This window comes from Proteus sp. G4380, assembly GCF_963885725.1.
GTDB classification, from domain to species: Bacteria; Pseudomonadota; Gammaproteobacteria; order Enterobacterales; family Enterobacteriaceae; genus Proteus; species Proteus mirabilis.
In genome coordinates, this window is the sequence record NZ_CAWPAV010000120.1 from 1 (window position 1) to 12,675 (window position 12,675).

Sequence of the window (12,675 nt, forward strand, 5' to 3'; positions counted from 1 at the left end):
GGAGTTTTGCAACTTTTTTAATCAGCTTAAAGCGCTAATTTTGAATAGCGAATCTCTATCTAATTGATAGCAACAATCTAATAAACAAATCCAATACAGTTTATAGCTCTTTCGCCAAGCATCAGCACTGACGCCCAACAATCCAGCGAGCTTAACATCCGTATATTTTTTTGCTGTTTGATTAATTTCTGCTTTTACCGCCTGAATGGCTAGTAAGGTAAGAGATTGAAGTCGTTGCTTAACTTTTTTCGTTATCCTTTTTTTACTATTTAATCGCTGAAACTCATGCCAAATATAGGGAACAATGAGTATTTGCTCACGATAATATTGATAATCACCATAGCAATAGAGTAACCATAAGCGCATTTCGTTAGGCAATTGATGAATACCTCTGCGCCATGATGAAGTGCGATAAGTAACTTCATTAATTAATGGTTTTGATTTTCCTTTGGCATGTTTTTGCTTAATTTTGAGTGGATGTGAGGGGAGTCTGTATCGAGACTTTCTTTCACCCGCATAGCGTATTGGGTTTCTTTTAAACCTATCGGTTACAAGTATTGCTTGTTCCTCCATGGCACTTAACGGCCCATTTTCTATAATACAAACATTCATCAACGCTGTACTTACTCGCTCGCGTATCCACTCAATATTCACTATCGCACCTCTTGGATAATTATCTGCCCCCTTTTTCCCCACACTTTTGTTACCCGCCCATCCCATACACGTGAATCATCGTCAAAAATAGCATCAAGTAATGCTTTTTCGAGATTATCTTTATCCGGTTTTTGTTGATGGGGTTTACCGTTCATTTCGGAGCGTTTAGTTTTACTCCAACTCTTCGGCATGGGTAGAATGAATGTAATGTGGTAATGTGATTCAGGTAGGGTGATTTTGTTTAACTTTACTTCGTCCTTAAACGCAAAATACTTTAAAACTGGGGGACGTTTTTTCCATTTATCAGCCTGAGTCATCCTTGGTTTAGGTACTGGTTCGATATTAAAGACCTTCACACGTTCAACTTCCCTTCTTGGATCAATATGGCTTGCGTTCTCAAAACACCTTCTAGGTGACATTGTTTTGCATACTCCATATCCGTAAATCGTGTTCGTCTATCAACTTCATCGTGACATGCACTACAAGCCCAAGCGCCAAATAAGTCATGCGATTTTATTCCGACGCCACAAAGACCTGACATTCTGTAATGGGCTAAAACAACCGTTTCAGAGTTACCATTACAAACTGAAGGTATTCTAATCTGACATTCACGCCCTTTTGCCTCATTGCGTAAATTCATCATGAGCCTCCTGATTACTATTTTTTATCACTTTAAAATAAAAACGATCATGTTATTAACTGAAATAATCATCACTATTTCCTATTCTTCTTGCTTTCTTTTCAAACTCATATATTCAGAATTACGAGGAATGATGATCGGAATTCCCTTCTCAATGCACCATTGTTCATGTTTCTCCATCATGTAAAGCATCCTTGCTTTATCCATCTTGCTGGTTTTTTCACGCTCACCGTTTTCATTGCGTCCTAGCCAATGTCCAACGAAATATTCATGAGTTTCCTCATTAGTGATGGGCTTTGATAAAACAACTTCACCGACACCATTTTTAATATCGATAACAACGCCACGTGCACGTAACCACTCGCCTGTGGTTTCCATCCACATACGCCATGTTTTATTCATGGGTATGGTTCTTAAATCACGCCACTCGGTGATTTTGATGCGATAGCGTTTACCTGTTGTCACGATTTCGGAGAGCACTTTGAAAATACTGTTGAGATTAGATTTATGGAGACAGATATCATCTGTCACTAAACAACCTCTCCATCATTATTTTTTAAATATACAAACACCTAGTTTCATCTCGGAAATTGCTAAATTAAAATCGTTTACCTCCTTTTTTAACTCTATTTTCTCGCTGATGATCTACTCGATGTTTGTTGTATTCGAGTTTCTCTGTAATAGCGCTTTCGATGTCGTAACCGAACTCTTCCGCATAATCCAAAATACGAATAACAGCATCAGCAAGTTCAACTTCTGCCATTTTTCTATGTGGTAAATGGTAATCCATTAGATCTTTACGCTCTCCCTCCATTGCTTCACTAATTTCAGAATGGATCAAGCAAAGTAAGGTTCCTTTTTCCCTTGGGATATCCCACCATCCAGCCTCAATGTTTTGTTGATGAATTTTTTTCTGTAGTTGTTTTATTGTCATATCTAAAATCCCTCTATCGAATTAAAACGATTTTTCACAATATTTTTTGGGTTCTCGTTTCGGTTGAGCGCGATAAGCAGCCATATATTGATCAACCGGTGTAATACTCAATCCTTGTTGATCAACATACACGGTGCCTGTTTTACCGTGTCGATTGAGCCTTAAAATCATCTCGGTCAGCGTTTCATCCGCATTATCGTGGTACACCGCATCACGATAAATGCCTAACCAATAATCACAATCTTGCTCGATTTGTCCTGTGTCTCTTGAATCACTTGGTACGGGACGTTTGTCAGCCCTGTTTTCTAATCCCCGATTCAGTTGTACAAGCAACACAACCACCGTATTGAGCTCTTTTGCCAATATTTTTAGCCCCTTAGTGATTTCACCATAGGCAATATCATTACGGTCAGCTTTTCCCGCTTGCATCAGAGTGAGGTAATCGACACCAATAAACCCAATATCACCGACTTTGCGTTTGATTTTCCGACTTTCAGAACGAATGTGTTGTAAGGACATGCCAGGTGTATCATCCACCCAAATATTGGGCTCATCTTTAAGGCGACCGATGGCACTGCAAAGCCTATCCCATTCATGCTCCTCTAACTTTTGGTAAAATTTATCTGAATTAATCTGGGTTTGTTGGGCTAGTGTCCGTTCAACAAGCTGTTTATCCGTCATTTCCATGCTGAACAGCAATACAGGCTTACCTTGTTGTGAGACATTTTTTGCCATTTCAGTGAGAACGGTTGTTTTCCCCATCTTAGGGCGAGCACCAATCACGAACAGTGAACCGATAACAATCTGTTTCGGGCTTAATAGGCGGTCAAAATCTTTAAATCCCGTTTTTAATCCTCGATGTTTCTCTGGGTTATCTTGTCGGTCACAAATGTCGGTAAAAACATCATCCAACACATCATCAATTCGGCGCAACCCTGTTTTTTTTCCCATTTTTCCAAACGAAGTGGCTTCATCAAGCAAGCGTTGTGCTTGTTCAATTTTATCCGTAAAACTTAACTCACTTGGCACCATCATGAGTTTTTGAATTTCAACCGTCTTTTCGATAACAAAACGCTGTGCGGAACACTCTCGGATTTTTTTCGCATAAGCCATAATGTTAGCAATACTCGGTGTTTCTCTTGCCATCTCAGCAAGATAGGCAAAACCACCTGATTGATTAATTCGCCCTTTTGACTCCAGATAATCCGTCACCGTCATGATGTCTATTGGCATACGTTGGGTATACATTTCTCGCAGAGTGAGATAGATAATTTGATGGTGTCGGGTATAAAAATCTTCAGGTTTTAGCAGTGAAAAAATTGATTGCGCATTATCACTTTGCGGGTCAAGCAGTAGTCCTCCAATAACATTTTGTTCCGCCATTAAATTATTCGGAACTTGGTTCATCACAGTGCTCCTTCCCTTGTTTTGAGTACCGTTTCAGGTCTGAGTAAATAATCAAAATTTGCTCGCCAACCTCGATTATTTTCGCCGAAATACCAAGCACTCGCCGTTTCCATAAAATAATCAAAATAATTTTTAGCTGATTCAACTGTGGGTTCTTTGAGCTCTTTCAGGAATTTGGATATTGCTCGTTTGCGTTTGTCATTCAGTGATTCGGCATTGGGTAATCTATCCCCTGCCGATTCGTTGAAGGCTTGCATAATTTCCTGATAAGGAATGTTAGCTTGCCGATTAATTGAAATCTGCTTTGCAGGTTTCGAGTCGTCAGACGATAATTTTTTAGGGTTAATTGACTGGTTAAAAGACTGACTGGTTCTGGGTAAAATTTTTTGACTACCCCCTAGTCCAACCGTTTGACTACCGTGGTCAAATTCTTTGACTACCTCTGGTACAGAATTTTGACTAGGTGGTACTGTATTTTGACTACCGTCATCAAGAGATTTAGCCTCCAAATCCAGAATATATAAATTGGAAGTATGCCCCTTATCTGTTTTTCGCGTAACTTTACGAACAAACCCTTTTTTACATAAACTTTTAATGTGGTTTATCGCACTTTGACGGCTAATTTCGCAATGACGTGCAATAGTCTCATAAGAAGGAAAGCACTCACCTTTATCATTGGCATTATCAGCAAGTTTCAGTAGCACCATTTTTTGTGCTGTACTCCCCACCTGTAATTGCATGGCTTTTGCCATTAGAAGCATACTCATTTTCGCTCTCCTAATAACTTATCCCGATGTGCTTTCCTTAATTTTGCGTCTTTCAATGCTTCCTTTAAACGCTGACAACCTAGTGGGGTTATTTCTTGTAATAGCCTATTTCTCATGATGTTTTTATGCTCATCACAGCCATTAAATTCATGATTTATTCTTTGTCTCATGGTATAATTTCTCCATTCCAAAGCTGTATCAAAAAAGGGAAACCGAAGTTTCCCCTTGTGATAAAAACTGGATATTGATACAGTGTATTTGTACGTTAAATGGTGAATTCCATTGAACAACACGCCTCGTTTGTTGCCGCAATCGAGGCGTTTTCTTTTATTTTCATTTGAGAAAGTTCACCCATTTGTTTCCACAAAAATCGGTACTCTTCTTCTGAGATTTTTCGTTCTCCTTCCATCACAAAATCAATAATTCCCGATGCGACAAGCGTTTCGCATATTTCAGGATATTTTTCAGTTCGACGTAGGATAGTTGAATCATGAACACCTAACGTTCTAGCCACGGCAGACTGAGTTTTATTTCTCAATGCTTGTAATGCTGAAGCTATTAGGTGGTTAGAGATAAATTGATTGAATTGTTTGCGTGTATTTGCGCATTCCATTGTTTAAAGTCCTTATGAGTTAACTAAGGGACAATAATGATCCGTGACTCATTCCGTATGAGTTGATATTGGGGGAAGAGTTGTCGCTTTATCAGCGACTCCGTAGCAGTCAAGAACCCTGCGGTTATTAAAGAACGTGGTGAAATCAAGCTACTTTTGGAGGGAAAACGTCGTCTAAAGAACAATTTGCCCCTAATTTTTGTAATGCTTCAACAATAGCTCGGCAGTCATTTAAGCTAGGAGTTCTAATGTTTAACTCATAGTTAGCAATTCGTGACTGCCCCCATCCTATTGATGAAGCTAAAACAGCTTGAGAAATTCCCAGTTTTTTTCGCTGTTCTGCGATATTGTTCATGTGTGTATCCTCCTTGTTTATTTCAATATTACACACAATATGTGATTAACTGTCAACCACAAAACGTTTAAATACATTTATCACGGTTTGTGTTAAAAGGTATACATGAAAAAAGTAAATGAAGTTATTGGCGAAAGGTTAAAATCCATTCGTGAATCAAGAGGGCTAAGTCAAGCTCAATTAGCTAAATTGTGCGGCTACTCTGCTGCGTCCAGAATAGGAAACTATGAGCTTGGAGAGCGCAAGATTAGCGCTGATGATGCGATTGTTATAAGTGAAGCTCTTGGTATATCACCTGCCGAATTAATGTTTGGCAGTCAAAGTGAGCAAGTGATCAAAAATTATGAATACCCTCTATTCACAAAGGTACAGGCCGGCGCTTTCTCAACAGAATTTAACTCATACACCCAGAAAGATGCTGTGTCGTGGATACCTACAGCTAAGAAAGCTAGTGAACGTTCTTTCTGGTTAGAAGTTGAAGGTCAATCAATGACAGCACCACCAGGAGGCAAGCCAAGCTTTCCAGAAGGAATGCTTATCTTGGTTGATCCAGAGGAAGAAGTTGAGTTCGGAGATTTTTGCGTCGCGCGTTTACTGAATGATGAATTCACATTCAAACGATTGATTAGAGATGGTGGAATTGAGTATCTAGAGCCATTAAACCCTCGCTTCGATCTGATCCCTATTAACGGGAATTGCACAATCATAGGTAAGGTAATCAAATCACAATGGCCTGACGACACGTTTTAGGGTGTGGGGAATAAAAACGTAATATGATTTAAATACATGGATAATTTTATGCAAAATTTAGATAATGCGCTGCAAGGATTTATAACATATAACATTGATAAGTTTAAGGAAAAACACTTTCCTGATGCTGATATTGTGTCTTATTATGGTGGAATAAATTTTTGGTCTAAACATGCATTCCAACCAACAGTATCTTTTCTTGGTAAAGCAGCCCAAAAAAGGAGAGTAAAAAAACTGGTAATTCTACTTCAGACGACAGGTGGGAGTGTAGAATCAGTTGAAAAACTGGTAGAAATAACAAGATATTTCTACGACGAGGTATATTTTATAGTTCCTGACTTTGCTATGTCAGCTGGAACAATATGGTGCATGTCAGGTGATAGAATTTATATGGATTATGCGTCATCGCTAGGCCCCATAGACCCACAAGTAGCCAACCCAGATGATAAATGGGTTCCAGCATTAGGTTATTTAGATAAAGTAGAAGAGATTATAAAAAAATCCGAACAAGGGGTTGTTACTCAAGCAGAGTTAATGATGCTTAACCGTTTAGACCTTGCCGAACTTCGAAGATATGAGGAAGCAAGAGAATTATCAAAAGAACTCTTGAAAAAGTGGCTTGTTGATTATAAATTTAAAGAATGGAATTATAAAGAGAGTTCAGGTGAAGTCGTTAGTTTACAGGATAAAATGGATAGAGCGGAAGAAATAGCTATACTATTATCTGATAATAAACGATGGCACTCACATGGTAGATCAATTGGCATTAAAACTATAATTGATACTTTAAAGTTAAAAGTTGAAGATTACTCAGGCGATGAGGATTTCTCAGCTGAAGTTATTGATATCCATAATTTATTACTTCAATTTGCAATGAAATCAAATCAAGAAATAGTTGTCATAGGGTCAACACCATTTTTAGATGAAGAAGACCCACAACTGGAGATAGAAAATGAATAAGGCTACTAACTCAAAAATCATTACAAATGTCATTTCTATAAGAAATAAAGAAATAAATGAAAGACAAGTAAAAATGATTCGTGATCTTGATGATATGGGGTTGTTAGTTACACCTTCGTTCAATCTCAAATGCTCCCCATCGGCATATTTTCAACCTAGAAATAATTAACACCATTAAGAATGACCCTCAGCCCTCCCCGCGAGGGCTTTTTTGTACCCTCTCCCCTCCAAAGAGGTGATCTCCATTCCAATCTTATGTGACAAACAACACATTCCGTGTTTATTTACCATTTATTTTATATTTCAAATCATCGACTTAATTTAAAAACAAATAAATAAACACATTTTGTGGTTGACATTAAAATCACAATTTGTGAATATACTATCCATCAACGGAACACAGCACGTTGATGTTCTTTAACAACGATGGTAGCAAGCTGTGTATTAGCTATCAGAAAGGCGACGCTGATAAAGCGTCAACCTTCTCAGAAGGTTTTGGGATTGGTGTAGAAGATGGCGTGACGTAGCCACTTTCGCATAGCGGATCATGATTAGTCACATGACTATGCCAATCACCAAAGCCAACTGTTTGGAGGATATATGGCAACTATTACAGTTAAAAAATCACGCAAGCCTGAGTTTTTACGTGGAGCATCTGCAAATAGACGTCACGCCAGACGGAAAGCAGAAGCTATTGCAAAAAAGAATATTGAGTTGAAATTAGAATCAGTATTTCCTCAGGAGAAAAGACTTACATCAGTAGAAAAAACACTGTCATTAAGTCACATACCAGTTACTAGAAGTATTGAACCTAAATACCAACCATCGGTAGATAACTGTTGCTTACCTAATGTAGCAGTATTTTCAGGAGTTAAAACAAAACAGCCGAGCAGTGAGTTTGGGGTGACGGCGAGATAAAGCCCATGAATGGGCTTATAAAATTAACCGCAGATTAAGCGTAATAATTTAAGTTTTGTTCGGAGTTTAGTTAACCCGGAAAAATCAGAGGTTCCTAATCTAATCTCGGTTTTCACTGCAGCTATTTCTTCTAATGATGACCAAATTGAATTGTCAGATAATTCAATCTCCAGCATATGAAAACGTAAGTCCTCATCGGTATATTTCGACTCTTGTGTGTATAAACGCAGGTAATCATAAGCTCTTTTTCTTGCACTACCAGACATTTTACCGAATTGAAATACAGTCTGTATACCAGTAAGTACCACAACAAGAACACCAAACAAAAACGGGTTTCCGTTCAAAATAATTGATGAGCCGAAAATAAGAGTTAACACTGAAATGATCTTATCTATACGTCCAGTCGCTGTTGCGTACAGCTTCTCTAGATAATGTGAATATAAAATTCTAGCAATTACATCTTGTCGGCTCATATATATCCTTATTATTTACCATTATCCCCTGTTTTTGCAGGTGGTGGTGGAGGTGGGGTTTTAATTAATCTTGACGGCATATGATCATTAACAAACACCGTCTTAGTCGTAGTGTTTGACGATTTTTTATCGCTCATAATTCAATCCTATCATTACTTTGGAGTGATTGAATTATACACAAATTTCTTGCGTTGGGGAATGTAATAAACCACCTCGCCTGACGTGGTTAAAAGCGGGCACAGTTAACTAATTACAGTCCATCAAGGTGGGCTGTGGTGAGTTGATTAATAGATAGGAGATAGAGATGGAAATATGGTTTAAGGAATTTGAGTCACATGGACGTCAGATTCTAATCAAGAAAGCTCATGACGCAGATGAGCAAAAAGTCGGAGTACAGTATTGCTGGCCTGAGAAGATTTTCGATGTCGACTTTGGATTATGGATAGATTACGACGACAATGATGAGGAAGGCTGTAATAAAGCGGAAGAAGCACGCAACAAGCTATTCGACACTATCGATCAGGAAGCAGTAGATACCACAGTGAGTAACTTAATTCAAAAACTCAAGCTTGATGACTAGCATCGTGTTTAGTTAATAACGGAGGGGGTATGACATGGGAAAAATGACATTCGTAGTTGAGTATGAAGATGGCAAGGAGCCGTCTGTTAATGCAGGAACGGAGATATTAGGCGGTAAATTGTTATCAGTTGGATTTAATGACTACTGAGATGAACAACTAACTCAGGATGAAGTTAGTGCCTTAAATCACGCAATTAACTTTAACGACTTGAAAGAAACCTGCAAAGACTTTGAAGTTAGTTATGACGAAGTTGTAGCAAAACTCTAAAGCCCTAGGTCAGCAGTAACCCACCGCACCAACACCAGAGAAACCATATAACAATCGCTATCTCAATAGTGAGAATTTCGCATGAACATAGACACTATATTCAGCGTCCTACTTCTATTCGCAGTTATTTCATTAAGTCTAATTATCGCAAGGTAAATTATGAAAATTAACCAAGATATTTTCCGTCTGGCGCAAGCTCAGGCGCAGGTAGCTATTCGCCAGAAATGTGAGGATATCTGGTGGTTAGCAATGGAATTACTCAAAGAAAGCTATCAGGAGGGTTTATGCAAATAGCCTTCAAAAATGCTCAAGGAATGAGGGTTAACACAGACGGCAAAACAGTCATGGAATTTGACGAAAGTAGCAAGCTTAGTATTGAGACAGGAAGTTTCGCTGAGCTGGCTAAATTAACGGAAATTGACCCCGTGGAAGCCCTGCAATGGATTATGCAGTTCGACAAGGAAGAGATTGACAGGATTGTCAATGAAGCAAGTAAGGATGTCCCTATTTCTAAGCTGGCTCTGCTAAGGAGGGTTGCGTGACTCAGATTCTAGATATGTGCTGTGGTAGTCGCATGTTCTGGTTTGACAAGGAAGATAGCCGAGCAATTTACAGCGACATCCGCGCAGAGAAACATATTTTATGTGATGGCAGGAAGTTAAATATCACACCAGACATTATCGCTGATTTTAAAAACCTCCCCTTCTCTGACGGCTCGTTTTATCAAGTTATATTCGACCCGCCTCATTTAATTAGAGTTGGCCACAACGCATGGATGTTTAAAAAGTACGGACGATTAAATAAAGAATCATGGAAAGACGATTTATCAAAAGGATTTAGTGAAGCATTTCGTGTGCTCAGACCTGGAGGGACATTGCTGTTCAAGTGGAATGAAACGCAAATACCTACCAAGCAAGTTTTAGCGCTAACTGACCAAAAACCAACTATAGTGCAACGTGTAGGGAAAAATGATAAGACGCACTGGATCTCTTTTCTTAAGGAGGTTAAATGATTACCAACACATACGGACTCAGAAACGACTGGTACGAACGCCAAATGGAACGAGAAGCGTTTGTTAATTCTCAGGAAGAGAAAATATCAGTTGATGAGGTTATGGATAGCCTACCAGAAGAACTACTGTGCATGGATTTAGCAAGGAAGTTAAACCCAGTATTTGAAATTAGTCCCCAAGCACTGGATGCAGTTTTAGATGGAATTAGAACGGCTATTCAGATAGGGATAGATAAAGAGGTTTTAGGATGAAACCCGGTATCTATTACGATATTTCAAATGAGGACTATCACCATGGATTAGGGATCAGTAAATCTCAGTTGGATTTAATAAGCGAAATGCCAGCCGAATATATTTGGAGCAAGAAAGCCCCTGTTGATGAAGAAAAAATAAAGGCATTGGATTTCGGGACTGCTATCCATTGTCTTTTGTTAGAACCAGATGAATACAGTAAGCGATACAAGATAGGCCCTGATGTAAATCGTAGAACAAACGCAGGGAAGCAAGAGGAAAAGGAATTTCTCGAAATGTGTGAAAAGGAAGGTATCACACCTATTACTTATGAAGATAACAGGAAGTTGATGCTCATGAGAGATAGTGCAATGGCGCACCCTATCGCAAGATGGTGCTTAGAAGCTAACGGAGTAGCTGAGAGTAGCATTTATTGGAATGATGAAGATACGGATATTCTTTGTCGTTGCAGACCAGATAAACTCATTCAAGATCACCATTGGATTGTTGATGTAAAAAGTTCCGCTGACATTCAACGATTTGACCGCTCCATGTACGAATATCGATATCACGTACAGGACTCTTTTTATTCTGATGGATATAAATCATTAACAGGTGAACCTCCTGTATTTGTCTTTCTCGTTGTCAGCACGACTATCGACTGCGGTAGATACCCCGTTAGAGTTTTCAATTTAGACCAACAAGCAAAAGATATTGGTCGAACAACCTACAAACAAAATTTAAGAACGTATGCGGAATGCCTAAAAACGGATGAATGGGCAGGTATACGCACATTATCACTGCCCTACTGGGCTAAGGAATTAAGGAATGAGTAACCCACCATTAGCTCAAGCTGACTTACAAAAAACACAAGGTACAGAGGTAAAGACCAAAACAAAGGATCAGCAACTAATTCACTTCATTAACCAGCCAAGCATGAAGGCGCAGTTAGCGGCCGCCCTTCCTCGCCACATGACACCAGATCGCATGATACGGATTGTGACAACGGAGATTCGCAAAACTCCAGCACTTGCAAATTGCGACATGCAGAGTTTTATCGGTGCTGTTGTGCAGTGTTCACAGCTAGGATTAGAGCCCGGTAATGCCTTAGGTCATGCTTACCTACTCCCATTCGGCAATGGTAAAGCAAAGTCAGGTCAATCGAATGTGCAACTAATCATTGGCTACCGTGGAATGATTGATCTGGCTCGTCGCTCAAATCAAATAATCAGCATATCAGCCAGAACGGTAAGGCAAGGCGATAGCTTTCACTTTGAGTATGGACTGAATGAAAATTTAACGCACGTACCGGGTGAAAATGAGGACTCACCAATTACACACGTTTACGCTGTCGCAAGGTTGAAAGATGGCGGTGTCCAGTTTGAAGTTATGACGCATAACCAAATTGAGAAAGTCAGAGCATCAAGTAAAGCAGGGCAAAATGGCCCTTGGGTTTCTCACTGGGAAGAAATGGCGAAGAAAACCGTTATCCGTCGCTTGTTTAAATATCTACCTGTCTCTATCGAAATGCAGAAAGCGGTAATTCTTGATGAAAAAGCAGAGGCTAATGTCGATCAGGAAAACGCCTCAGTATTTGAAGGCGAGTTTGAGGAGGTGGGTGCTGATGGCAATTAACACAATAACGGCAAGTGGAAACTTAGGTAAAGATTGCGAACAACGATGGACGCCAAATGGTAAGGCGGTTGCATCTTTTAGTTTGCCAGTGAAACAAGGCTACGGAGAGCACGAAAAAGTATCTTGGGTTATCTGCAAGATGTTTGACCCTAAAGCTGAAAAGTTACCTCCGCACCTAACCAAAGGAATAAAGGTTACGGTTACTGGTGAGTTCGTTATGGAAGAATGGACAAGCCAGAACGGTGAGAAAAAATCAGCGCCGGTAATTATCGTTGATCAATTAGATTTTGGTGGTAACGGTGGTAATCAGGCAGGAAGCCAGAAGACACAGCAGAATCAAGGATGGGGCCAACCACAGCAACCGCAAGCGCCAAAACAAGCATCGAGTAATCAAGCGCCGCAAAGTGAGCCGCCTCAAGATTGGGATGACCAAGAAATACCCTTCTAACCACCCTACCCGTTTAACCAAAGGATATAAC

23 protein-coding genes are annotated in these 12,675 nt (G+C 39.5%); 12 read left to right on the forward strand and 11 right to left on the reverse strand.

Annotated elements, in window-relative coordinates; all coding sequences use genetic code 11:
• Positions 1–21 precede the first annotated feature (21 nt).
• The 10 genes from AACU98_RS10685 to AACU98_RS10730 all read right to left on the reverse strand — a co-directional run bounded on the left by AACU98_RS10685 (position 22) and on the right by AACU98_RS10730 (position 5,370).
• On the reverse strand, positions 22–720 hold the full coding sequence (locus AACU98_RS10685; RefSeq protein WP_223310087.1) for a bacteriophage antitermination protein Q: 699 nt from the start codon (positions 718–720) through the stop codon (positions 22–24).
• Positions 654–1,010 (reverse strand): RusA family crossover junction endodeoxyribonuclease, encoded by a 357-nt coding sequence (locus AACU98_RS10690; protein WP_004245983.1) that lies wholly within the window; start codon positions 1,008–1,010, stop codon positions 654–656. Before AACU98_RS10690 ends, AACU98_RS10685 begins: the two co-directional genes overlap by 67 nt.
• Positions 1,007–1,297 carry a DUF1364 domain-containing protein gene (locus AACU98_RS10695; RefSeq protein ID WP_004245984.1) on the reverse strand — a complete coding sequence of 97 codons (291 nt, stop codon included), beginning with the start codon at positions 1,295–1,297 and terminating at the stop codon, positions 1,007–1,009. The genes AACU98_RS10690 and AACU98_RS10695 overlap by 4 nt, the downstream gene beginning before the upstream one ends.
• 78 nt (positions 1,298–1,375) lie before the next feature.
• Positions 1,376–1,825: a YbcN family protein gene (locus tag AACU98_RS10700; protein ID WP_036919942.1), complete on the reverse strand. Its 450-nt coding sequence runs from the start codon at positions 1,823–1,825 to the stop codon at positions 1,376–1,378.
• 67 nt (positions 1,826–1,892) lie between these two features.
• Positions 1,893–2,228 (reverse strand): hypothetical protein, encoded by a 336-nt coding sequence (locus AACU98_RS10705; RefSeq protein WP_017628812.1) that lies wholly within the window; start codon positions 2,226–2,228, stop codon positions 1,893–1,895.
• Positions 2,229–2,249: 21 nt separating this feature from the next.
• On the reverse strand, positions 2,250–3,635 hold the full coding sequence (locus AACU98_RS10710) for a replicative DNA helicase (protein WP_017628813.1): 1,386 nt from the start codon (positions 3,633–3,635) through the stop codon (positions 2,250–2,252).
• Complete coding sequence (locus AACU98_RS10715) at positions 3,635–4,402, reverse strand: helix-turn-helix domain-containing protein (protein WP_104459722.1); 768 nt, start codon at positions 4,400–4,402, stop codon at positions 3,635–3,637. The genes AACU98_RS10710 and AACU98_RS10715 overlap by 1 nt, the downstream gene beginning before the upstream one ends.
• A complete protein-coding gene (locus AACU98_RS10720) occupies positions 4,399–4,572 on the reverse strand; it encodes a hypothetical protein (protein WP_004251793.1) in 174 nt (57 codons plus the stop codon). Before AACU98_RS10720 ends, AACU98_RS10715 begins: the two co-directional genes overlap by 4 nt.
• Before the next feature lie 95 nt (positions 4,573–4,667).
• The gene (locus tag AACU98_RS10725) at positions 4,668–5,015 is read right to left on the reverse strand and encodes a hypothetical protein (protein WP_004247478.1); all 348 of its coding nucleotides are present in this window, start codon (positions 5,013–5,015) and stop codon (positions 4,668–4,670) included.
• 145 nt (positions 5,016–5,160) lie between these two features.
• Positions 5,161–5,370, reverse strand: a complete 210-nt coding sequence (locus AACU98_RS10730; RefSeq protein ID WP_004247477.1) for a helix-turn-helix transcriptional regulator — start codon at positions 5,368–5,370, stop codon at positions 5,161–5,163.
• A gap of 105 nt (positions 5,371–5,475) precedes the next feature.
• On the opposite strand from AACU98_RS10730, the gene AACU98_RS10735 reads away from it, so the two are divergent.
• The 4 genes from AACU98_RS10735 (at position 5,476) to AACU98_RS10750 (ending at position 7,998) form a co-directional block, all read left to right on the forward strand.
• Entirely contained in the window at positions 5,476–6,120 is a 645-nt protein-coding gene (locus AACU98_RS10735; RefSeq protein ID WP_004247476.1) for a LexA family protein, read from the forward strand.
• A gap of 48 nt (positions 6,121–6,168) precedes the next feature.
• A complete protein-coding gene (locus tag AACU98_RS10740) occupies positions 6,169–7,080 on the forward strand; it encodes an SDH family Clp fold serine proteinase (RefSeq protein ID WP_107033972.1) in 912 nt (303 codons plus the stop codon).
• Complete coding sequence (locus tag AACU98_RS10745; RefSeq protein WP_159037577.1) at positions 7,073–7,249, forward strand: hypothetical protein; 177 nt, start codon at positions 7,073–7,075, stop codon at positions 7,247–7,249. Before AACU98_RS10740 ends, AACU98_RS10745 begins: the two co-directional genes overlap by 8 nt.
• Before the next feature lie 431 nt (positions 7,250–7,680).
• Positions 7,681–7,998, forward strand: a complete 318-nt coding sequence (locus tag AACU98_RS10750; RefSeq protein WP_049256529.1) for a transcriptional antitermination N peptide — start codon at positions 7,681–7,683, stop codon at positions 7,996–7,998.
• A gap of 23 nt (positions 7,999–8,021) precedes the next feature.
• On the opposite strand, the gene AACU98_RS10755 is transcribed toward AACU98_RS10750, so the two are convergent.
• Complete coding sequence (locus AACU98_RS10755) at positions 8,022–8,471, reverse strand: hypothetical protein (protein WP_049256526.1); 450 nt, start codon at positions 8,469–8,471, stop codon at positions 8,022–8,024.
• A 304-nt stretch (positions 8,472–8,775) separates the two neighbouring features.
• Between AACU98_RS10755 and AACU98_RS10760 the strand changes: the two genes are divergently transcribed.
• The 8 genes from AACU98_RS10760 (at position 8,776) to AACU98_RS10795 (ending at position 12,644) form a co-directional block, all read left to right on the forward strand.
• Positions 8,776–9,051, forward strand: a complete 276-nt coding sequence (locus AACU98_RS10760; protein ID WP_107033971.1) for a hypothetical protein — start codon at positions 8,776–8,778, stop codon at positions 9,049–9,051.
• Positions 9,052–9,478: 427 nt separating this feature from the next.
• Entirely contained in the window at positions 9,479–9,613 is a 135-nt protein-coding gene (locus tag AACU98_RS10765; protein ID WP_255310961.1) for a hypothetical protein, read from the forward strand.
• On the forward strand, positions 9,604–9,861 hold the full coding sequence (locus tag AACU98_RS10770; RefSeq protein ID WP_107033970.1) for a hypothetical protein: 258 nt from the start codon (positions 9,604–9,606) through the stop codon (positions 9,859–9,861). Before AACU98_RS10765 ends, AACU98_RS10770 begins: the two co-directional genes overlap by 10 nt.
• Before the next feature lie 32 nt (positions 9,862–9,893).
• Positions 9,894–10,331, forward strand: a complete 438-nt coding sequence (locus AACU98_RS10775; RefSeq protein ID WP_107033978.1) for an SAM-dependent methyltransferase — start codon at positions 9,894–9,896, stop codon at positions 10,329–10,331.
• Positions 10,328–10,582 carry a hypothetical protein gene (locus AACU98_RS10780; protein WP_063693267.1) on the forward strand — a complete coding sequence of 85 codons (255 nt, stop codon included), beginning with the start codon at positions 10,328–10,330 and terminating at the stop codon, positions 10,580–10,582. The genes AACU98_RS10775 and AACU98_RS10780 overlap by 4 nt, the downstream gene beginning before the upstream one ends.
• Positions 10,579–11,397 carry a PD-(D/E)XK nuclease-like domain-containing protein gene (locus AACU98_RS10785; protein ID WP_063693264.1) on the forward strand — a complete coding sequence of 273 codons (819 nt, stop codon included), beginning with the start codon at positions 10,579–10,581 and terminating at the stop codon, positions 11,395–11,397. The genes AACU98_RS10780 and AACU98_RS10785 overlap by 4 nt, the downstream gene beginning before the upstream one ends.
• Positions 11,390–12,196: a recombination protein RecT gene (recT, locus tag AACU98_RS10790; RefSeq protein ID WP_107033969.1), complete on the forward strand. Its 807-nt coding sequence runs from the start codon at positions 11,390–11,392 to the stop codon at positions 12,194–12,196. Before AACU98_RS10785 ends, recT begins: the two co-directional genes overlap by 8 nt.
• Entirely contained in the window at positions 12,186–12,644 is a 459-nt protein-coding gene (locus tag AACU98_RS10795) for a single-stranded DNA-binding protein (RefSeq protein WP_107033968.1), read from the forward strand. Before recT ends, AACU98_RS10795 begins: the two co-directional genes overlap by 11 nt.
• Positions 12,645–12,675 lie beyond the last annotated feature (31 nt).